20 protein-coding genes and 1 pseudogene are annotated in these 19,747 nt (G+C 76.7%); 12 read left to right on the top strand and 9 right to left on the bottom strand.

The window, feature by feature from the left end; all coding sequences use genetic code 11:
- Nucleotides 1–72: 72 nt before the first annotated feature.
- Nucleotides 73–930 carry an HAD family hydrolase gene (locus ACYVQV_RS16980; RefSeq protein WP_461024503.1) on the bottom strand — a complete coding sequence of 286 codons (858 nt, stop codon included), beginning with the start codon at nt 928–930 and terminating at the stop codon, nt 73–75.
- 117 nt (nt 931–1,047) lie between these two features.
- On the bottom strand, nt 1,048–2,316 hold the full coding sequence (serS, locus tag ACYVQV_RS16975; RefSeq protein ID WP_461024502.1) for a serine--tRNA ligase: 1,269 nt from the start codon (nt 2,314–2,316) through the stop codon (nt 1,048–1,050).
- 106 nt (nt 2,317–2,422) lie between these two features.
- Between serS and ACYVQV_RS16970 the strand changes: the two genes are divergently transcribed.
- Nucleotides 2,423–3,556, top strand: a complete 1,134-nt coding sequence (locus ACYVQV_RS16970; protein ID WP_461024501.1) for a diacylglycerol/lipid kinase family protein — start codon at nt 2,423–2,425, stop codon at nt 3,554–3,556.
- Between the two features lie 45 nt (nt 3,557–3,601).
- Nucleotides 3,602–4,366 carry a phosphatase PAP2 family protein gene (locus tag ACYVQV_RS16965; protein WP_461024500.1) on the top strand — a complete coding sequence of 255 codons (765 nt, stop codon included), beginning with the start codon at nt 3,602–3,604 and terminating at the stop codon, nt 4,364–4,366.
- Here ACYVQV_RS16965 and pheA read toward each other — a convergent pair.
- The 5 genes from pheA to ACYVQV_RS16940 all read right to left on the bottom strand — a co-directional run bounded on the left by pheA (nt 4,314) and on the right by ACYVQV_RS16940 (nt 8,150).
- Complete coding sequence (gene pheA, locus ACYVQV_RS16960) at nt 4,314–5,270, bottom strand: prephenate dehydratase (RefSeq protein ID WP_461024499.1); 957 nt, start codon at nt 5,268–5,270, stop codon at nt 4,314–4,316. The genes ACYVQV_RS16965 and pheA overlap by 53 nt on opposite strands.
- Nucleotides 5,270–5,770 carry a DUF4446 family protein gene (locus ACYVQV_RS16955; RefSeq protein WP_461024498.1) on the bottom strand — a complete coding sequence of 167 codons (501 nt, stop codon included), beginning with the start codon at nt 5,768–5,770 and terminating at the stop codon, nt 5,270–5,272. The genes pheA and ACYVQV_RS16955 overlap by 1 nt, the downstream gene beginning before the upstream one ends.
- Before the next feature lie 25 nt (nt 5,771–5,795).
- Entirely contained in the window at nt 5,796–6,377 is a 582-nt protein-coding gene (locus tag ACYVQV_RS16950; RefSeq protein ID WP_461024497.1) for a peptidase inhibitor family I36 protein, read from the bottom strand.
- Nucleotides 6,378–6,561: 184 nt separating this feature from the next.
- Nucleotides 6,562–7,599 (bottom strand): CU044_5270 family protein, encoded by a 1,038-nt coding sequence (locus tag ACYVQV_RS16945; RefSeq protein ID WP_461024496.1) that lies wholly within the window; start codon nt 7,597–7,599, stop codon nt 6,562–6,564.
- Nucleotides 7,596–8,150, bottom strand: coding sequence for an RNA polymerase sigma factor (locus ACYVQV_RS16940; protein ID WP_461024495.1), 555 nt, complete (start codon nt 8,148–8,150; stop codon nt 7,596–7,598). The genes ACYVQV_RS16945 and ACYVQV_RS16940 overlap by 4 nt, the downstream gene beginning before the upstream one ends.
- Nucleotides 8,151–8,303: 153 nt before the next feature.
- Between ACYVQV_RS16940 and larB the strand changes: the two genes are divergently transcribed.
- From larB to ACYVQV_RS16920, 4 genes are all read left to right on the top strand, one after another.
- Complete coding sequence (gene larB, locus ACYVQV_RS16935; protein ID WP_461024494.1) at nt 8,304–9,053, top strand: nickel pincer cofactor biosynthesis protein LarB; 750 nt, start codon at nt 8,304–8,306, stop codon at nt 9,051–9,053.
- Nucleotides 9,050–10,324, top strand: a complete 1,275-nt coding sequence (gene larC / locus ACYVQV_RS16930) for a nickel pincer cofactor biosynthesis protein LarC (protein ID WP_461024493.1) — start codon at nt 9,050–9,052, stop codon at nt 10,322–10,324. Before larB ends, larC begins: the two co-directional genes overlap by 4 nt.
- Nucleotides 10,325–10,345: 21 nt before the next feature.
- Nucleotides 10,346–10,963: a TMEM165/GDT1 family protein gene (locus tag ACYVQV_RS16925; RefSeq protein WP_461024492.1), complete on the top strand. Its 618-nt coding sequence runs from the start codon at nt 10,346–10,348 to the stop codon at nt 10,961–10,963.
- Between the two features lie 124 nt (nt 10,964–11,087).
- Nucleotides 11,088–13,448 carry a hypothetical protein gene (locus tag ACYVQV_RS16920; RefSeq protein WP_461024491.1) on the top strand — a complete coding sequence of 787 codons (2,361 nt, stop codon included), beginning with the start codon at nt 11,088–11,090 and terminating at the stop codon, nt 13,446–13,448.
- On the opposite strand, the gene mptB is transcribed toward ACYVQV_RS16920, so the two are convergent.
- Nucleotides 13,336–14,922 carry a polyprenol phosphomannose-dependent alpha 1,6 mannosyltransferase MptB gene (gene mptB, locus ACYVQV_RS16915; protein WP_461024490.1) on the bottom strand — a complete coding sequence of 529 codons (1,587 nt, stop codon included), beginning with the start codon at nt 14,920–14,922 and terminating at the stop codon, nt 13,336–13,338. The two genes, ACYVQV_RS16920 and mptB, sit on opposite strands and share 113 nt — an antisense overlap.
- Before the next feature lie 5 nt (nt 14,923–14,927).
- A complete protein-coding gene (locus tag ACYVQV_RS16910) occupies nt 14,928–15,683 on the bottom strand; it encodes a glycosyltransferase family 2 protein (RefSeq protein WP_461024489.1) in 756 nt (251 codons plus the stop codon).
- Nucleotides 15,684–15,755: 72 nt separating this feature from the next.
- On the opposite strand from ACYVQV_RS16910, the gene ACYVQV_RS16905 reads away from it, so the two are divergent.
- From ACYVQV_RS16905 to ACYVQV_RS16880, 6 genes and pseudogenes are all read left to right on the top strand, one after another.
- Complete coding sequence (locus ACYVQV_RS16905) at nt 15,756–16,004, top strand: RNA-binding S4 domain-containing protein (protein ID WP_461024488.1); 249 nt, start codon at nt 15,756–15,758, stop codon at nt 16,002–16,004.
- A 53-nt stretch (nt 16,005–16,057) separates the two neighbouring features.
- Nucleotides 16,058–16,228: pseudogene (locus ACYVQV_RS16900) on the top strand (antitermination protein NusB); the annotation flags it as partial.
- Between the two features lie 226 nt (nt 16,229–16,454).
- On the top strand, nt 16,455–17,687 hold the full coding sequence (gene arcA, locus ACYVQV_RS16895; protein WP_461024487.1) for an arginine deiminase: 1,233 nt from the start codon (nt 16,455–16,457) through the stop codon (nt 17,685–17,687).
- A gap of 114 nt (nt 17,688–17,801) precedes the next feature.
- Nucleotides 17,802–18,812: a 3-oxoacyl-ACP synthase III family protein gene (locus tag ACYVQV_RS16890; RefSeq protein ID WP_461024486.1), complete on the top strand. Its 1,011-nt coding sequence runs from the start codon at nt 17,802–17,804 to the stop codon at nt 18,810–18,812.
- Nucleotides 18,809–19,567 carry a glycosyltransferase family 2 protein gene (locus ACYVQV_RS16885; RefSeq protein ID WP_461024485.1) on the top strand — a complete coding sequence of 253 codons (759 nt, stop codon included), beginning with the start codon at nt 18,809–18,811 and terminating at the stop codon, nt 19,565–19,567. The genes ACYVQV_RS16890 and ACYVQV_RS16885 overlap by 4 nt, the downstream gene beginning before the upstream one ends.
- On the top strand, nt 19,564–19,747 hold a 184-nt coding region (locus ACYVQV_RS16880; protein WP_461024484.1), incomplete at its 3' end, for a hypothetical protein. The genes ACYVQV_RS16885 and ACYVQV_RS16880, both read left to right, overlap by 4 nt.

The raw sequence follows: 19,747 nt of genomic DNA, 5'->3' as shown, positions 1-19,747 counted from the left end.
GGCCCCACCCTGCCCGTCACACCCTGAGGACGTGCGGGCGGGCCGGTCCGGTTGGGTGCGCCGGCGAACCCGTCAGCCGGCGCGGCGGTCGGGCGCCGCGGGCAGCACCGACTCCAGGACGGCGACCAGACCGTCGTCCCGCACGTGGCCGGTGACCTCGTCGGCCGCCGCGAGCGCCTCCGGCACGGCGTTGCCCATCGCCACCGCGCGGCCGGCCCAGGCGAACATCTCCAGGTCGTTGCGCCCGTCCCCGACGGCGACGGTGCGCGACGGGTCGACGCCGAGGGCGCGCGCGACCTGCGCGAGCGCGCTGGCCTTGCTGACGCCGTCGGGCGCGATGTCGAGCCACGCCGTCCAGCCGACGGCGTAGTTGACGCCGTGCAGGCCGACCTTCTCGGTGAGCTCGAGGAACTCCTCGGGCGTGTGCTCGGGGCTGCGGACGACGACGCGTGTCGCCGGCTCGTGCAGCAGCTCCTCGAACGGGACGACGCGCAGCTCGCCGACGAGCTCGTCGTCGGGGAAGGGGCCGGACAGCCGGAAGCCGGTGCCGGTGTCCTCCACGGCGTACGCGGCGGTCGGCAGGTGCTCGCGCAGCAGCCGCAGCGCCGGCGCCGGGTCGAACGTGACGACCTCGACGACCTCGTAGCCGTTCTCCAGCGACGGGTCGAGCCGGACGGTCACCGCCCCGTTGCTGCACACCGCGTACCCGTCGACGAGGCCGAGGCGGTCGAGGATCGGCAGCGTCGCGACGAGCGAGCGCCCGGTGGAGATGACGACGTGCACACCGCAGTCGGCGACCGCGCGGACGGCGTCGCGCACGGTGTCGGACATGAACTCGTCGAAGTCGATGATCGTGCCGTCGACGTCGAGCGCCACGAGGTCCGCTGTCGGCCTCGTGGCGGCGAGCTGGGCACGGGCCGTCGACGTCACCCACCAACCGTAACCGCCGCGCGTGCGTGGTCCGGACCGTCGACGGGAACCGTCACCCGGTGGCCGCACCCCGTTCACGAATGTCGCAGGTGCCGCAGGAGGCGCCGTCCCGGCGGCTCAGACCGGCTCGATGACTTCGAGGCCACCCAGGTACGACCGCAGCGCGGCCGGGACGACCACGGACCCGTCGCCCTGCTGGTGGTTCTCGAGGATCGCGACGAGCCAGCGCGTCGTGGCGAGCGTCCCGTTGAGGGTGGCGACGGTGCGCGTCCCGTCGTCCGTGCGCTCCCGGACGTTGAGGCGGCGGGCCTGGAAGGTCGTGCAGTTCGACGTCGACGTCAGCTCGCGGTACCGCTGCTGGGACGGCACCCACGCCTCGCAGTCGAACTTGCGGGCGGCGCTCGACCCCAGGTCGCCCGCCGCGGTGTCGATGACCCGGTAGGGGACCTCGACGGCGGCGAGCACGTCCTCCTCCCAGCCGAGCAGCCGCACGTGCTCGGCCTCGGCGTCCTCCGGGCGGCACCAGCTGAACATCTCCACCTTGTGGAACTGGTGGACGCGCATGATGCCGCGGGTGTCCTTGCCGTAGGACCCGGCCTCCCGGCGGTAGCAGGCGGACCAGCCGGCGTACCGCAGCGGGCCCTCGGACAGGTCGACGATCTCGTCGGAGTGGTACCCGGCGAGCGCGACCTCGGAGGTGCCGACGAGGTACAGGTCGTCGGCCTCCAGCCGGTACACCTCGTCGGCGTGCGCGCCGAGGAACCCGGTACCGGCCATCACCTCGGGGCGCACCAGGGTGGGCGTGATCATCGGGGTGAACCCGGCGGCCACGGCCTTGTCCATCGCCAGGTTGAGCAGCGCCAGCTCCAGCCGGGCGCCGATCCCGGTGAGGAAGTAGAACCGCGCCCCGGACACCTTCGCTCCGCGGCCCATGTCGACCGCCCGCAGCAGCTCGGCGAGCTCGAGGTGGTCCCTCGGCTCGAACCCGTCGGCGGCGAAGTCGCGCCGGGCGCCGACCTCCTTGAGGACGACGTAGTCCTCCTCGCCCCCGACCGGGACGCCGGGCACGACGACGTTCGGGATCCGCCAGACCAGCTCGTCGAGCCGGGCCGCGGCCTCGTCGGCGGTGGCCTGCGCCGCCTTGACCCGCTCGGACAGGTCCTTCGCCTGCGCGACGAGGGCCTGCTTGTCCTCGCCCTTGGCCTGGGCGACCCGCTTGCCGAACGACTTCTGCTCGGCGCGCAGCTGCTCGAACGACGACAGCGCGGCCCGGCGCTCCGCGTCCGCCGCGAGGACGGCGTCCACGAGGGACTCGTCCTCACCGCGGGCGCGCTGGCTGGCGCGGACGACGTCCGGGGTGTCACGGAGCAGGCGCAGGTCGATCACCGGGCGAGGGTATCGCCGCGCGCCGCGGCGGGTCGGTGACGCACCCCACGGGCGTCCGGGCGGCGCTGGGCGAGCCGCCTCGCGCGCACCCGGCTACGTTGCGGGCGTGAACGACGCGGGTGTGCTCGAGGTGGCCGGGGTGCTGGCCGCCGTCACGGTGTTCGCGCTGGCGGTGACCTGGGTCCTCGGGCTGTCCGACCCCACGTCCCGGACCGGCACCAGCCGCACCCGCAGGGGCGGTCGGCGCAGGTCGGCACCGGCGCCCGACCCGAGCACCCGCATCGAGGCCGACGAGGCCGACCGGCCGCTGCCGGCCGTGGTCGTGAACCCGACGAAGTTCGACGACCTGGACGCGGCCCGCCGCACCATCACCCGCGCCTGCGAGGACGTCGGCTGGTCCGCCCCGCTGTGGCTGGAGACCACGCCGGACGACCCGGGCGTCGGCCAGGCGCGCGAGGCGGTGCGGCGCGGCGCCGACGTCGTGATGGCCTGCGGTGGGGACGGGACGGTCCGCTGCGTCGGCGAGGCGCTGGCCGGCACCGGCGTCGCGATGGGCCTGCTGCCGGCCGGCACGGGCAACCTGCTCGCACGCAACCTCGACATGGACCTCGACGACCTGGCCGGGGCCACCCGCACCGCGCTGACCGGCGACGACCGGCCCATCGACGTCGGGCGGATCGCGGTCGACGACGGCGAGGAGCAGGTCTTCCTCGTCATGGCCGGCCTCGGCTTCGACGCGCAGGTGATGGCCCACGCGCCGGAGGCGCTGAAGGCGAAGGTCGGCCCCATCGCCTACACCGTGTCGGGGCTGCGCAACCTCAAGGGCGAGCAGAGCCGGGTCCGGATCGGCGTCGACGACGACGAGGAGCTGCGCCGCCGGGTGCGCACCGTCCTCATCGGCAACTGCGGCAAGCTGCTCGGCGGCCTGGTCCTCATGCCGGACGCCGAGGTGGACGACGGGTGGCTGGACGTCGTGTCCATCGCGCCCGAGGGCATCATCGGCTGGGCCGCGGTCGCGGGCCACGTCATCACCCGGCAGCGCAAGGGCCACGGCCGCGTCGAGCACTGGCGGGGCAAGGCCATCACCGTCCAGTCCCTGGAACCGCAGCCGGCGCAGCTCGACGGCGACCCGATCGGCGACGTCCGGTCCCTGCGGGTCCGCGTCGACGAGGCGTCGCTCCTCGTGCGGGTGCCCGCCGGTGACCCGGCGAGCGGGCCGGCGCGGCCCGGGCACGCCTGACGACGGGCGTGGACGCCAGCGCCCGCACCGTCGCGGGAGCGCACCGTGGCTGAGCGCCGGCCCGCGGCCCTGCACGCGCTGCGCCTGGCGGCCGTCCCCGCCGGGGCCTGGCTGGCGGTGCTGCTCGCCGTGGGCTGGCTGGTCGGCGGACCCGGTGGTGACCTGGTCGCCGCGGAGGACGCCGTGGTCCGCGACCTGGAGGCCGGCCGGACCCCGCTCTGGGACGACGTCACGCACGTGGCGTCGTGGACGGCGAACACGGGCACCGTCGTGCTCGGCGGCCTGCTGGTGGGCCTGCTGCTGCGCCTGGCCCTGCGCGACTGGCTGCCGGCGCTGCTGCTGTGGGCCGGCGTCGCCACGCAGTCGGCCCTGTTCCTCACCACCACCCTGGTGGTGCAGCGGGCCCGGCCGGACGTCGAGCAGCTCGACCCGGCACCGCCGACGTCCAGCTTCCCGTCCGGCCACACGGGGGCCGCGACGGCGTTCTGGCTGGGGCTCGCCCTCGTGGTCGTGGAGCGGGTCGGGCGCCGCTGGCTGCGGGTGGTCCTGCTGCTGGGGATGCTGCTGCCCCCGCTCGCGGTGGGCGCGGCGCGGGTCTACCGGGGCATGCACCACCCGAGCGACGTGGTGGTCGGCGTGCTCAACGGCACGGTCGCCGTCCTGGTCGTGCGGTACGCCGTGCTGGCCGGGCACGACGGCCGCCGTCCGCGCCGGGCGCAGGTCCTGCCCCTGAGCGACGCGACGGGTGGCGCCGCGGTCAGCCCACCCGGCCCTCCCGCAGCCGCGCCACCCACGCGTGGGCGTCGGTGAACGCGCGGTCGCTGGTCCCCGGCTGGACGCGGTGCGACCGCCCGTCCGCCGTCGGGTACGACCCGAGGAACTTCACCTGCGAGCAGAACCGGTGCAGCCCCACCAGCGCCTCGGCCATCCGGGCCTCGGCGACGTGCCCCTCCGCGTCGATCGCGAAGCAGTACTGACCGAGGGCGTCGCCCGTGGGGCGCGACTCGATCCGTACCAGGTTGATCCCGCGCACCGCGAACTGCTCCAGCAGCGCCAGCAGGCCGCCGGGGTGGTCGTCCGGCTGGTAGGCGACGATCGACGTCTTGTCGGCACCCGTCGGCGGCGGGGGCGGAGCCGGCCGCGACACCAGCAGGAAGCGCGTCACGGCCGAGGGGTTGTCGCCGATGTCGGCGGCCAGCGTCACCAGCCCGTACGTCTCGGCGGCGATGGGGGCGCACAGCGCCGCCTCGTAGCCGACGTCCGCCGGGTCCGGCGCCTCACCCAACCGCGCTGCAGCGCCGGCCGTCGACAGGCCCGGGACGTAGCCCGCGCCGGGCAGGTTCTCCGCCAGCCAGCCGCGGCACTGGGCGTGCCCGTGCGGGTGGGTGCTGACGTTGCGCACGTCGGCCAGCGTGGTGCCCGGGCGGGCGGCCAGCACGAACGACACCGGGACGACGACCTCGCGCACCACGACGAGGGGCTCCCCGGCGGTCAGCGCGTCGAGCGTGGCGGACACCCCGCCCTCGACGGAGTTCTCGATCGGCACCATCGCCGCGTCCACGTCACCGGAGCGGACGGCGTCCAGGGCCAGCGACTGGTTCGCGAACGGCACCAGCTCGCCGCGCGCGGCCGCCGGCACTTGCCGCAGCGCCATCTCCGTGAACGTGGCCGCCGGCCCGAGGTACCCGAAGCGGCTCGGCGGGACCCCAGGCATCAGCGCGCTCCTCTCGAGCGGTCGGTGGCCGCCGCGACGGCCTCGAGCTCCTCGTCGGACAGCGGGTGCTCGCTGGCGCCCCCGACGAGGGACTTGGCGACGGTGCGGCTCTCCGAGCGGCCGGCGATCGACGTCAGCAGCATGCCGTTGCCGGCGTCGTCGACGAGGGCGGCGGAGAACGACGTGCGGCCGCCGGCGTCCCCGGGCGCGACGAACCGGACGACGGCGACGTGCCGCAGGGACGCCGCGACGTCGGCCCGGGTGCCCTCCAACCGCTCGCGGAGCGCGTCGAGCTGCCGGCGCTGCTCCAGCAGCTCCTCGGACTGGCGGGCGACCACGTCCAGCACGTCGGCCGAGCGCCCGCCACCGCGCAGGACGACGAGCGCGCGACGCACCCGGGTCAGCCGCGCCTGGGCGCCGACGGCGACCGCGAGGCCCGCGAGGGCCAGCAGCAGCGCGAGCGGGCCCAGCCAGGTCGCGGTCGTGGCGTCGTCCAGCACGACCGCAACCTAGCGTGACCGGGCGTCAGCAGAGCAGGTGGATCCAGTCGGCGCGGTCGTTGGCCCACCCCACGCTGGACGCCGACGCGTACCCGTACTCGGTCCACAGGACCGTCGAGGACCCGTCACCGACCCGGGTCCACTGGCCGCGGTTGTTCACCCAGGACGACGCCTGGTTGGCGAACCCGTACGAGCCCAGGCTCTGGCGGTACCCGCAGCTGCGGAACTGCAGCATCCGGCCGCCGTACCAGCTGTGCTCGAACAGGCAGGACCAGCCGCCACCGCAGGACCCGGCCGAGGCGGTGGCACCGCGCTCCTGCGGGTCCGGCAGGGTCAGGACGACGTCCCCACCCTCCCACGCCACCGACCGCGGTCCGACCTGCGTGGCGTCGGGGTGCTCGGCCAGCAGCGCCGCGACCTGGGCCGCGACGTCCGCACCGGACTTGTCCACCGGCTCCAGCGACGGCCCCGCCGACGCCGGCGCCGCCAGCACGCCGGTCGTCAGCAGCGCCGCGGCGGCGACCGCCGCCAGCCGCGGGCGCACCCGGCCCCGGCGACCCCCCGTCACGACCCGTCCCCCGACCCGTCCCCCGTGACCTGCCCTCATCCGTCGTCCTCTCCCACGGCGTCGCCGTCCACCGGCGCCGGTCGGCCTGTGCGCCGACCGTACTGCGAGGGACGTCACTCGTGGCAGGTTCGGTTCCCGTCCCTGCGGCGGGACGGGTCGACGGGGAGTGCGAGCGGACCGGGGGGCGGGTCGTCGCGGCGGTTCCGGCGGCGGACCCGTCGCGTCAGCGGAACGCGGTGTAGGACACGACCGCGGGCACCTCCACGTCCAGCTCGCCGGCGTCCCGCGTCAGCCAGGACTCGATCGACAGCACCTCCCCGCTGCCCGGGTCGAGGACCACCACGGTCCGCGTGGGCAGGCCGCTCACGTCGCTGTCGGCCGCGAGCGCCACCCCGGCACGACCGAGCCGGTCCGTGGTCGAGCCGAGGACCCGCAGGCCCTCGGTCCCGGCCAGCACCTCCACCAGCGCGGCCCGCTGGGCCGCCGTCAACCGCCACTCGCGGTGCAGGTCCCCGACGGCGGTGAGGACGGCGGTCGCGTCGTCACCCGGGCTCCCCTCCGACCCGGGTGGCGACGCGACCGCGAGGTAGGCCCGCAGCGACGCCGCGTCGGCCGGCGGCTCCTGCGGGAAGCGCACCGCGAGGCCGCCGGCCGGCACGGTCTCCGCGCGCAGGGTCGCGCCGGGCGCCACGTCCGGACCGCCCTCCCGGTAGGCCTCCCGGTGCGCCTCCGTGGGGAACCACGGCTCCCCGACCGTCACCCGCACGGTGCCGGACCCGTCGCCGCGCCAGCTCAGCTCGGACTCCTGCGGCAGGACGGCGGACGTCACCTGCTCGCCGGCGACGCGGCTGGACAGCGACCACTCGCGCCACGCGGCCTCGCGCTGGGCGGACTGGGGGCCGGTCGCCTCGCGCGCTCGCTCCGCGACACCGGCGAGGGTCGCCTCCCGGCTGCCCGTGCCCGGCAGCGCGACCCCGTCGGGGTCCGGCGGGACGACGTCCAGCAGCGGCGGGGTCGCGGCCACCGCCGGGGCCCCGCCACCGAGCACCTGCCCGGCGCCGAGGGCCAGGGCGACGGCGAACGCCGCGGCCCCGGCGGCGACCGCCGCCCACCGGGTCCGCCGGCGGGCCGCCACCGGGGCGCCCGCGACGAGCCGGTGCAGCTCGCTCTCCGCCCGGGCGTCCAGCAGGGAGTCGCCCAGCAGCGGGTGGTCGCGGGGCACGGGGTCGGCACGGCGCAGCATCGCCAGCTCGTCGGTCACCGGCTCCTCCTCAGGGTGTGGACCAGGTCGGGGTCGGAGTGCAGGACCTCGCGCAGGCGCTGGCGGGCCCGGTGCAGCCGCATCGCGGCGGCCGACCGGCTGACCGACAGGGCGTCCGCGAGGTGGTCGGTCCCGAGCTGCTCCCACGCGGCGAGCCGCAGGACCTCCTGGTCGGCGGGCGAGAGCCGCTCCATGGCCGAGCGGACCCGCTCCTCGGGGTCCGGGTCGACCGGTTGGTGCAGCTCCTCGGGTGACGGGTGGCTGGCCGCCGTCGCCGGCGCGGGCCAGCGCTCGGCGGACAGCCGTCGCTCCAGCCGGGCACGCCGCGACCGGCCCCGGAGCTCGTTGGCGACGACGTTGCGGGCGACGACGTACAACCACGGCAGCGGCTCGGCGGGCACGGCCCGGCGGCGGCGCCACGCCACGACGAACACCTCGGCGGTGAGGTCGCGGGCGGCGTCGCCGGTGCTCCCGAGGCGTCGCGCGACGTAGCGGGCCACGTCCCAGTAGTGGGCGCGGTACACCGCCTCGAAGCGCTGCTCGGGGGTCACACCCGGCCTGTGTCCGGACCGTCCGACGGATTCACCGGGCCGCTCGTCCTCGTCCACGACCCCATCCTCTCCCCGCGCGGCGTCCGCGCCCCACGTGCCCGGCCGGCGCGGTCCCGGGCGGGCGGGACCGGTCCCCGGCACTACCCTCGGGACGTGCAGCACAGCCACCCCACCGAGCCCGGCCCCGGCTACCTCGACGTCGGGTTCGCCCGGCTCGACACCGACCGGCACGCCCGCACCGGTGACCCCGAGTGCGTGTACGGCCAGGGCAAGACCCCCGAGCAGGTCGCGACGGCGCTGGCGCACCTGCACGCCGCCCACCCGGACCGCGCGGTGATGGCGACCCGGCTCTCGGACGGCGCCCGCGGGGTGCTGCGCGAGCGCCTCCCGCACGTCCACGTCGACGAGCTGGCGCGGGCCGCGTACGTGGGTCCGCTGCCGGCGGCCCGCGGCCTGGTCACGGTCGTCTCGGCCGGCACCGCGGACCTGCCGGTCGCCGCGGAGGCGGCGCTGACCGCGCGCGTGCACGGCGTCGAGGTGGACGAGGTCCACGACGTCGGGGTCGCCGGCATCCACCGGCTGCTGTCCGCGCACGAGCGCCTGGAGCGCGCCGACTGCCTCGTCGTCGTCGCCGGGATGGAGGGCGCGCTGCCCAGCGTCGTCGGGGGCCTGACCGGGGTGCCGCTGGTCGCCGTCCCCACCGCCAGCGGGTACGGCACCGGCGCCGGCGGGTACGCGGCGATGCTGGCGATGCTCAACTCGTGCGCCCCGGGCGTCGTCGTCGTCAACGTCGACAACGGGTACGGCGCCGCCGTGCACGCGGCGCGGGTGGCCCGCCGCGCCTACCACCTCGCCGACGGCGCGGAGCGGACCCGGACCGCGACGGGCGCGGGCGACGCGTGATCGGCTGGTTCGACTGCGCCTCCGGCGCCAGCGGCGACATGCTGCTGGGAGCCGTCGTCGGTGCGGGGGTGGACGTCGCGGTGCTGCAGGACGCGGTGGACGCCGTCGCTCCGGAACCCGTGCGGCTGCGCGCCGAGCGGGTCGAGCGATCCGGGCTGGCCGCCACCCGCGTGCACGTCGAGGGGACGGACTCGACCACCCACCGGACCCTGGCCGACGTCCGGTCGCTGCTCGCCGCCGGTGGCCTCGACCCGGCCGTGCGCGACCGCGCCCTGGCCGTGTTCGAGCGGCTCGCGTCGGCCGAGGCGGGCGTGCACGGGACGACGCCGGACGAGGTCCACTTCCACGAGGTGGGCGCGCTCGACGCGATCGCGGACGTCGTCGGCGCGTGCGCCGGCCTGCACGCCCTCGGCCTGTCGGGGCTGGCCGCGGGCACCGTGGCGGTCGGCGGCGGCACCGTCGCGGCCGCGCACGGCCGGCTGCCCGTCCCCGGTCCCGCCGTCGTGGAGCTGCTGCGCGGCGTCCCCACCCGCGGCGGGCCGGTGGACGTCGAGCTGACCACGCCCACCGGCGCGGCGCTGCTCGCCGAGTGGGTCACCTCCTGGGGTCCGCAGCCCGCGATGGCCGTCGCCGTCCAGGGCGTCGGGGCCGGCGGACGGGACCTGCCCGACCACCCGAACGTGCTGCGGCTGCTGGTCGGCGAACCCCTGGCGCCCGGGCAGGCCGCCGGCGGCACCGGCGCGGGCGGCGCCGACGGCGCGCCGTCCGACCCCGTGGTCGTGGAGACCAACGTCGACGACCTCGACCCCCGGGTGTGGCCGTCCGTCGTCGCCGCCCTGCTGGACGCCGGCGCGTCCGACGCGTGGCTGACCCCCGTCCTGATGAAGAAGGGCCGGCCCGCGCACACGCTCTCCGTGCTCACCGCGCCCGGGCACCTCGACGCCGTCGAGCGGGTCGTCCTCACCCACACCACCGCGATCGGCCTGCGCCGCCACCGGGTCGGCAAGCGGGCCCTCGAGCGCCGCACCGCGACCGTGGACGTCGACGGCCACCCCGTGGACGTCAAGCTCGCCGTGCTCGACGGCGCCGTCGTCAACGCCCAGCCCGAGTACGAGCACGCCGCGAGCGCCGCCCGGGCGCTGGGCCTGCCGGTCAAGGTCGTGCTGTCCCGGGCCGGGGCGCTGGCCACCGAGCTGCTGGGTCGCGAGCTGCTGGGTCGCGAGCTGCTGGGCCCCGAGCTGCTGGGCCCGGCGGCGGACGACGCGACCTGAGCGCGTAACGTCACGCCCGCCATGGACCTCGCCGTCGCGCTCGCCGCCCTGCTCGTCATCGTCCCGGTGGAGCTGCCCGACAAGACGTTCGTCGCGACGCTCGTGCTGTCCACCCGCTACCGGCCGCTGCTGGTGTGGATCGGCGTCGGTGCCGCGTTCGCCGTGCAGACCCTCATCGCCGTCACCGCCGGCGGCCTGCTCGCCCAGCTGCCCCGCGCACCCGTCACCGCCGCGGCGATGCTGCTGTTCCTGGCCGGCGCCGTGCTGCTGTGGCGCTCCGCCCGCGGCGCCGACGAGGCCGAGGCCGAGGCGGAGGAGGAGTTCGCCGGGCGGGTCCGGGCCGGCGCGACCGGCCTGCGGGTCGTCGGGACGAGCTTCCTCGTGCTCTTCCTCGCCGAGTGGGGCGACCTCTCCCAGCTGCTGACCGCCGGCCTGGTCGTCCGGTTCGACGACCCCGTGTCGGTGTTCGCCGGGTCCTGGACGGCGCTGCTGCTGGTGTCCGGCACGGCCGCCCTGCTCGGCCGGGCCCTGCTGCGGCGGATCCGCCTGGCCACCGTGCAGCGGGTCGGCGCGGGCGTGTGCCTGCTGATGGCGGTCGTCACCGGGCTGGAGCTGGCCGGGGTGCCGCTGCCCGTCTGATGCCCGTCTGATGCCCGTCTGATGCCCGTCTGATGCCCGTCCGACCCGCGCCCGTCACCGGTCCTCCACAGGCCGGGCACGCCGCGGCACCGGGTGGCCCACCGGGCGTCACTAGCCTGGGCAGGTGCCCCCGCCCTCCCTGCCTGCCGTGCGCACCGCTGCCCCGCGGCTGGCGCGCCGGTCGCGGGTCGCGCGCCCGGTCGCGGCGACGGTTGCGCTCGCGGTCCTGCTGACCGCGGTCGTCACGGGCCTGCTGACCGGGCCGCCGGCCTCCGCCGCAGGCCCCGGCGGGCGCCTGACGGCGACGTCCGCGCCCGTGCCCGGACCCGTCGTCCTCGTCGGCGTCAACGGCGTGCGGTGGGACGACGTCGACCCGGAGCTGACCCCCGCCCTGTGGTCCCTGCTGCAGGAGGGCTCGGTCGGGACGGTGGCCGTGCGCTCCGTCCGCTCGTCCACGTGCCCCGTCGACGGCTGGCTCGCCGTCAGCGCCGGACGACGGCTCGCCGACGACCTCGCCTCCGGTGCGTGCCAGCGTCCGGTGCCGCCCCTGACCGCCGGCCGGCTCCCGGCCTGGCGCCGGTACGTGACCCAGGCCGAGGAGCAGTCCTTCGACGCCCGCCCCGGCCTGCTCGGCGACGCCCTGGCCCGCGGCGACGTCGACGTCGTCGCCATGGGCCCCGGCGCGGCCGTCGCCACCGCCACCGGCGAGGGCCGGGTGGTCGGTCGCTACCTGCCCCGCCCGACGTCCACGGCGGCGCTCGCCGCCGACCTGGCGGGAGTGCTCGCCGACGCACCGGACCTGCTCGTCGTCGACGCCGGGGAGGTCCGCGACCCCGACGACCTGCCCGCCGACGACCGCGACCGGCTGCGCGGGGCGCGACCCGACCAGGTGGCGCGGGCCGACGCCGTCGTGGCCGAGGTCCTGGCCGCCGTGGGCGACGACGCGACGGTCCTGGTGGGCTCGCTCGCGGACTCCGGCCGCACGCCGCACCTGGGGTACCTGGCCGCGACCGGTCCCACCGCCGAGGGCGACCGCTTCTCCGGCACGCTCCTCGGGTCGCGCTCCACCCGGCAGGACGGCGTCGTCCAGGCCACCGACCTCACCCCGACGCTCGTCTCCCTGCTCGGCCTGCCGACCCCCGGCGGGCTCGTGGGGGCGCCGGTGCAGGAGCTCGACGCGACCGCGGCCACCCCGCAGGAGCTGTACCGCAAGGTGCTCGACCTCGACGAGAGCGCCGCCGCCGTCAAGCGCCTGATCCCCCCGTTCTTCCTCGGCCTGGTCCTCGCCGAGCTGCTCCTGTACGGGCTCGCCGCCCTCGCGCTGAAGGTGCAGTGGGGCGGCCCCGAGGGGCGTCGTCCGGTGCTGCGCTGGCTGCGCCGCGTCGCGACCGTGTTCGCGTGCGTGCCGGCCGCGACGTTCCTGGCCAACCTCGTGCCGTGGTGGCGGGCCGAGAGCGACCTGCTCGCCGTGGTCGCCGTCACCGGGTTCTGGACGCTGCTCATCGCCGCCGTGGCGATGCTCGGCCCGTGGCGCAGCCGCCGGCTCGGGCCGTTCGGTGCGGTCGCGGGGATCACCGCCGGCGTCCTGGCGGTGGACGTCGCGACCGGCTCGCACCTGCAGCTGTCCAGCCTGATGGGGCAGCAGCCGCTGGTGGGGGGACGGTTCTACGGGCTCGGCAACCAGCAGTTCGCGCTGTTCGCGACCGGGTCGCTGCTGCTGGCGACCGCCCTGGCCGACGCCGCCCTGCGCGTGGACCGGCGCCGGGCGGCCGTCGCGATCGTCGCCGGGATCGGCCTGGTCGCCGTGGTCGTCGACGGGACGCCGGGGATCGGCAGCGACTTCGGGGGACCGCCCGCGATGGTCCCGGCTTTCGCCGTCCTCGCGCTGCTCGTCGCCGGCGTCCGGCTGACGTGGCGGCGGCTGCTCGCGGTCGGCGCCGGGACGCTCCTCGTGGTGGCGGCGCTGTCCCTGCTGGACTGGATGCGCCCCGCGCAGAACCGCACCCACCTCGGCCGGTTCGTCGACACGCTGCTCGAGGGCGGGGCGTGGCCGGTCATCGAGCGCAAGCTCGAGCAGAACTGGAACATCCTCACCGGCAGCGAGATCAGCCTGCTCGTGCCGTTCGGGGCGGTGTTCGTCGGCCTGGTCCTGATGCGACCCGTGGCGTGGGGGGCACCGGCCCTGCAGCGCACCTACGAGTACGCGCCCACCCTGCGCCACGGGCTGGTCGCGCTGCTGGTGATGCTCGCGATCGGGTTCGCCGTGAACGACTCGGGCACCGTCGTCCCCGCGATCGGTGGCGTGCTCGCCGTGCCGCTGCTCATCGCGGCCAGCGTGCGGACGCTGGAGCTCGCGGACGCCGAGACGACGGTCACGAGCCCCGGTCCGGACGGGGCGAGGGGGCCCGCCGCGCCCCGACCGGGCGCTGGTCCCGACCCCGCCGGAGGGGCGTCCCCGGACGTGACGAGCGCACCGCGAGGGTGAGGACCGCCGCGCTGACCAGCCACGGCGCGACGTCCGCCCTGAACGCCAGCGTCAGCTGCTCGACCTGCGGGGACAGGCCGACGACGCGGCCCGGGACGTACGCCACGGCCAGCACGGTGGCGCGGGCCAGCACGGCGCCGTCCAGCCAGCCGGTGGTCGCGGTCGCCCCGAGCAGGGCCAGCGGCGCCCACACCAGCACGTCGTACCAGGGCAGGGCGTAGGGCGCGGTGAGCAGCCACGCCGCACCGAGCACCCAGGTGGCCCGCACGGCGCTCGTCGTGGCGGCGTCCGCTCCCGCCGCCGGGACGGACCGGACGGCGCGTGCGAGCAGCACCGCGAGGACGGCGGCGACGACGACGCTGGCCGCGCCGACCAGGGCACGCGTCGGCTCGGTGCCCAGCGACGGGTCCAGGGCGTCGGCGACCGGTCGCCACGGGGTCGCCAGGGACACGTAGCGGCGCGCCCGCTCGAGCTGGTCGTAGACGTGCGCCCCTGCCCACAGGTGCGCCGGGACGAGGACCACCGCGGCGCCGACCAGCCCCAGCCCGACCGTGCGGGCCCACCCCGCGCCGCCGCGCAGCCGGAGGCCCCACACCACGGCCAGCCCGACGAGGGCGAACGGCAGCTTCACGCCCACGGCCGCACCGAGCGCGGCGCCCGCCAGCACCGGGGAGCGCCGCAGCAGCAGGAGGGTGAGCACGACGAGCGCGACGCCGACGGTGTCGAGGTGGCTGCCGAGGACCGCCGGCCCGACGACCAGGGGGTTGAGCGTCCACAGCAGGGCGACCCGCCCGCGCGCCGTCGCGGTGGACCGTCCCGGCGGGCCGCGGCGGGCCAGCGCGTCGAGCGCCCACGCCGTGACCGCCCACGCCGCGACGACGAGCAGGTGCCACGCCCACACGGTCAGCCGCAGCGAGTCGCCGCCGACGTGCGACGCGGCCGCCTGGAGCGTCGTGGCGACGGGGCCGTAGATGCTGCGGGTGCCCGTCCACGGCGGCTCGGACGCCGACGCCACCGGGTCGCGGCCGTCGCGCCACTCGGTCGGCCGGTCGACGTACGGGTCGTCCCCGGCCGCGGCGATCCGGCCGTAGGCGGCGTAGTTGAGGTGGTCGCCCGAGCCGACGGGCGGCACGACCGCGACCGCCGTCCCGACGACGACGGCCGCGACGACCACCGCGCGGCGGTCGAGCACCGCGCCGCGCCGCAGCGCGAGCAGCCCGGTCGCGACCCCCGCCGCACCCGCGACGTAGGCGGCGACCAGGAGCAGCGTCACGACCCCGGAGCCCCACCCGAGGTCGGCCGACCACGCCGGGTGCCCGGCGGCGGGCCCGAGCCCGGGGACGGCGGCCGACTCACCGGCGAGCGCGACGACGAGGAGCAGGGTCAGCGAGACGGCGAGCAGGACCGCGGCGGTGCGGGTCGCCGCGGCCGACGCGTGGGCGGGGGCGAGCGGCGGCGTGGGTGCGTCGTCCACGTGGGTCAGCGGCGGGTCCGGTCCGGCCCCCCGGCCCCGCCCAGGAGCCGGCGAGCCCGGCGCGCCACGAGGGCGCGGGCCACGTCGCGGTACTGGGCGGCGCGGTGCAGCTGGGCGCGCAGGTCGGTGCCGGTGACCCGGTGGTGCAGGTCACAGGGGACCTCGGTGACCCGGTAGCCGCGCTGCAGCAGGTCGATGGTCAGGGCGGTCTCGACGCCCCAGCCGCGGGCCAGTGGCAGCGCCGCCTCGAACGCCTCGCGGGTCAGGCACCGCATCCCCGAGAGCGGCTGGGTGGGCGTCCACCCGGTCGCCTGCACGACGCCCTTGCGGGCCAGGTTCACCACGAGGCCGCGCCCGCCCCCGGGGGTCGCCTGCTTCGGCAGCACCGCGATCGTCATGTCCGCCTCGCCGGCCAGCACCGGTTCGGTGAGCGGCGCGGTGTTCACGGCGGTCTCGCCGAGGTCCGCGTCGACGAAGAGCAGCGCGCGGGGCTCGGGCCGGGCGTGCGCCTGCTCCAGGACGGCGACCGCCGCCGCCCCCGTCTCCATCGCCGCCGCCTTGCCGCGGTTGCGGGGGTGCTCGACGACGACCGCCCCCGCCTCGCGGGCCGCCGCCGCGGTGCCGTCGGTGCTGCCGTCGTCCACGACGACGACCAGGTCGGCGCCCGGGATGGTGCGGGCCGACCCGACGGTCGCGGCGATCCGGTCCGCCTCGTCCTTGGCGGGGACGACGACCGCGACCCCGGCTGCTGTGTGCGTCACCACCGCACCGTATCGACCCGTGGACACCGCCGCGCTGGTCACGGCAGCGGGCGGCCCACCATGATGTGCGGCGTGGACGAGGCGGCGGGCGAGGCGGCGGGCGAGGCGATCGACGAGGTGGCGATCCGGGACGAGTCGATCCGGTTGGGGCAGCTGCTCAAGCTCGCCGGGCTGGCCGAGGACGGCGCCCAGGCCCGGCTCCTCGTCGAGGAGGGTGACGTCCGCGTCGACGGCGAGGTGGAGACGCGGCGCGGCCGGCAGGTCCCCGTCGGGTCGGTGGTGACCGTCTACGAGCGGTCCGTGCGCGTCGTCCGGCCGTGACCGCGGCACCCCAGGACGTCCTCACCGAGGTCGTCCAGGCGTTCACCGACTTCGTGGAGGGCTACGTGGAGGCGACGCAGGAGTTCACGGTCGGCTGGGGGACGCTCGCGCTCATCAACGCGGTGCTGGCCCAGGGCAAGGGCCGGCGCGGGTGGGTGTGGTTCCTGCTGAGCCTGCCGTTCGGCCCGTTCGCGACGCTCGTGCTGGCCCTGCTCGCGACGATCGTCCACGACGACTCCGACCTGGACGACGGACGGGCCGACGGGCGGGCCGACGAGGCGCCGCACGACCCGTACGACGACTCGGAGCACCTGGCCGCGCAACGAGCCGCACGTCCGGCCCTCACGGACGAGCGTCCCCAGGCCTGATCCGGTCGGACGTTGCGCCGGCCCGCCGTCCGGGTGCCGACGCGCGCGTGGGCGGACCGGCCAGCAACTACCCTCGCCTGCCATGACGACCCACGACGACCAGCGCGCCCCGCACCGCGTCACGAGCGAGGTCGGCCGGCTGCGCACGGTGGTGCTGCACCGTCCCGGGACGGAGCTGCAGCGCCTGACGCCCCGCAACAACGACCGGCTGCTGTTCGACGGCATCCCGTGGGTCGCCCGCGCGCAGGAGGAGCACGACGCGTTCGCCGACGCGCTGCGCGAGCGGGACGTGGAGGTCCTCTACGTCAAGGACCTGCTCACCGAGGCGCTGGCCGTCGACGCGGCGCGTCGCGACGCGATCGCCAGCGCCCTGGCCAGCCCCTACCTCGGTGACGCGCTCGCCGGGCGGGTCCGCGGGTACCTCGAGGAGCTGGACGCCGCGACGCTGGCGGCGGTCCTCATGGGCGGCCTGCGCGTCGACGAGCTGAACGAGCGGCGCCCGGTCACCGAGCCCGGTCTGGTGACGACGCTGTCGGCGCCGGAGGACTTCGTCGTCGAGCCGCTGCCGAACCTGCTGTTCACCCGCGACTCCTCCGCGTGGATCGGGGACAAGGTCGCGGTGACGTCGCTGGCGATGCCGGCGCGGGAGCGGGAGACGTCCCTGACCCGGACCATCTACTCCCACCACCCCCGGTTCGCGGGCACCGAGCTGGTCTACGACCACACCCTGGAGCACGTCGAGGGCGGGGATGTCCTCGTCCTCAGCGAGGGTGTCCTGGCCGTCGGCACCGGCGAGCGGACCACCCCCGCCGGGGTCGAGCGGCTCGCGCGCCGCGCCTTCGAGGCGGGCGTCGCGCACACGGTGCTCGCCGTCCCGATCGCGCAGGAGCGCGCGACGATGCACCTGGACACCGTGTGCACGATGGTCGACGCCGACGCGGTCGTCATGTACCCGAACATCGCCCACGACCTGACCGCGCACACGGTCACCCCGGCCGGGGACGACGTCCACGTCACCCCGGACGCCCGGCCGTTCCTGGAGGCCGCCGCGGCCGCGATGGGCATCGACCGGCTGCGGGTCATCGACACCGGCCTCGACCCGGTGACCGCCGAGCGCGAGCAGTGGGACGACGGCAACAACACCCTGGCGGTCGCCCCGGGCGTCGTCGTGGCCTACGAGCGCAACGTGGAGACCAACGCGCGGCTCGAGGACCAGGGGATCGAGGTCGTGCGGCTGAGCGGCTCCGAGCTGGGCTCCGGCCGGGGCGGGCCGCGGTGCATGTCCTGCCCGGTGTCCCGCGACCCGCTCGGGTGATCTGAGCACCGGTACCCAGGATCACGGGGCCAGGGGCTCAACCCGGCCCCGTCGGCGGCCGACGATCCTGACGCCACGGCGGCGCACCCGGCGCCCCGCACCACTGGGGAGAGCATGGGCGAGCCAGCACGCAGGGTCGGGATCGTCGGCGCCACGATGAGCCTGCCGGAGCAGGTGATGACGACCGCGCAGGTCCAGCAGCGGGTCGAGGCCGAGTCCGGGGTGGGCATCCCCCGGCGGGTGATGGAGCACGTCACCGGCATCCGCACCCGCCGGGTCGCCCGCGACGACGAGTACGCGTCGACGTTCGCCGTCGCCGCCGCCCGGCAGGCGCTGGACGCCGGCGGGTACGCGCCGCAGGACGTCGACCTGCTGCTGTTCGCGTCCGCCACCCGCGACGTCACCGAGCCGGCCACCGCGCACGTCGTCCAGCACGAACTGGGCACGACCGGTCACTGCCTGGACGTCTCGAACGCCTGCAACAGCTTCGTCAACGGCATCGACCTGGCCCGGTCGATGGTCCTGGCCGGTCGCGCGCGGCGGGCGCTCGTCGTCACCGGGGAGACCCCGACCCGCTCGATCCGGTGGAAGGTCGGCTCCGTCCGCCAGGCCGTGGAGTCGTTCGCCGGGTACACCTTCGGGGACGGCGGCGCGGCCGTCGTCCTCGAGGAGGTCGAGCGCGGCGGGATCCTGCACGTCGACACGGAGACGCACAGCGAGCACTGGCAGGTCGGCGGCATCTTCGGCGGCGGGTCCCGGCACCCCCGCGACCCCGAGCACACGTACTTCACCGGTGCGGGATCCGAGCTGCGCGAGGTGTTCGAGAAGGTCGGCCCGTCCATCGTCGACCGCACCCTGGCCCGGGCCGGCACCGACTGGGACGGGATCGCGAAGGTCCTCGTGCACCAGGTGACGCGGCCGTACCTGGACCGGTTCGTCGAGGTCACCGGCGCCCCCGCCGACCGGCTCGAGGTCACCGTCGAGGACCTCGGCAACATGGCCAGCGCCACCCTCGGCGTCCAGCTCGCCCGGGTGTGGCCGTCGCTGGTCCCGGGCGACCGGGTGCTGCTCGTCGGCCTCGGCGGCGGCATCAGCGTGACGACCATGCTGTGGGAGCGGTCGTGATCGCCACCGAGGTGCCCGTGGTCGTCGTCCCGGCCTTCGACGAGGAGGAGCGGATCACGGCGACGCTGGCCGCGCTGGCCGCGCAGACGCTGCGGCCGGCGCACGTGGTGGTCGTCGACAACGCGTCCACCGACGGGACGGTGGCGGTCGTCGAGGCGTTCGCCCGGACCGCGCCGTTCGGGGTCACCGTCCTGCACGAGCCGGTGCGGGGTGTCGGCGCCGCCGTCGACACCGGCTTCCGGTGGGCGGTCGAGCAGGGCGCCACCCGCCTGGCGCGCACGGACGCCGACTGCCTGCCGGACCCGGGTTGGCTGGCCGCGGCCCGGGCCGGGTTCGACGACGGCGCGGAGATGGTCTGCGGGCACCTCGTCGCCCGCCGCGACGAGAACGGTCCCCTCGGGCGGGCGGGGTTCGCGTTGATGGTGCGCGCGGCGGCGCTGTTCGGGCGGGTGCGGCCGGCGCACCGCCGGCGGCCGGACGGCTCCCGGTACCTGGCGCCGTACCGGATGCACGCGGGCAACAACATGGCGATCACGGCCGACCTGTACGGGCGCTGCGGGGGGATGCCGCGCCGTCCGTCCCCCACGGACCGGGAGATGCTCAACCGGGCCCGCGCCCACTCGGCGGCGATCGTGCACCGCCGGGACATGGTGGTGGAGAACTCGACCCGGCGGATCGCCGCGTACGGCGTCGTCGGGTCGGCCCGGTGGTACCTCGACCGCGGCCCCGGGGCGCTCACCCCGGACCCGCGATGAGCACGCGTGCCGGTGGCCCGGCGACGACGGGGCTGCTCGCCGACGAGCTGCTCGACGCGCTGCGGCGGGACCCGGGCGCGCCGGCGCTGCTGACCACGGGACGGCGCGGGGCCGGCGTCCGGGTGACCCGCGGCGACCTCGCGGCACGCGCCGACGCGTGCGCCGCGGCCCTGCACGCCC

The organism is Thalassiella azotivora (assembly GCF_054781695.1).
This window is presented reverse-complemented; position numbering and strand designations above follow the sequence as displayed.

What these genes read in the sequence shown, in the direction of transcription:
- pheA (WP_461024499.1), bottom strand. Translation starts at nt 5,270, where the DNA reads ATGCCTGGGGTCCCGCCGAGCCGCTTCGGGTACCTCGGGCCGGCGGCC.
- ACYVQV_RS16950 (WP_461024497.1), bottom strand. Translation starts at nt 6,377, where the DNA reads ATGAGGGCAGGTCACGGGGGACGGGTCGGGGGACGGGTCGTGACGGGG.
- ACYVQV_RS16925 (WP_461024492.1), top strand. Translation starts at nt 10,346, where the DNA reads ATGGACCTCGCCGTCGCGCTCGCCGCCCTGCTCGTCATCGTCCCGGTG.
- arcA (WP_461024487.1), top strand. Translation starts at nt 16,455, where the DNA reads ATGACGACCCACGACGACCAGCGCGCCCCGCACCGCGTCACGAGCGAG.
- ACYVQV_RS16890 (WP_461024486.1), top strand. Translation starts at nt 17,802, where the DNA reads ATGGGCGAGCCAGCACGCAGGGTCGGGATCGTCGGCGCCACGATGAGC.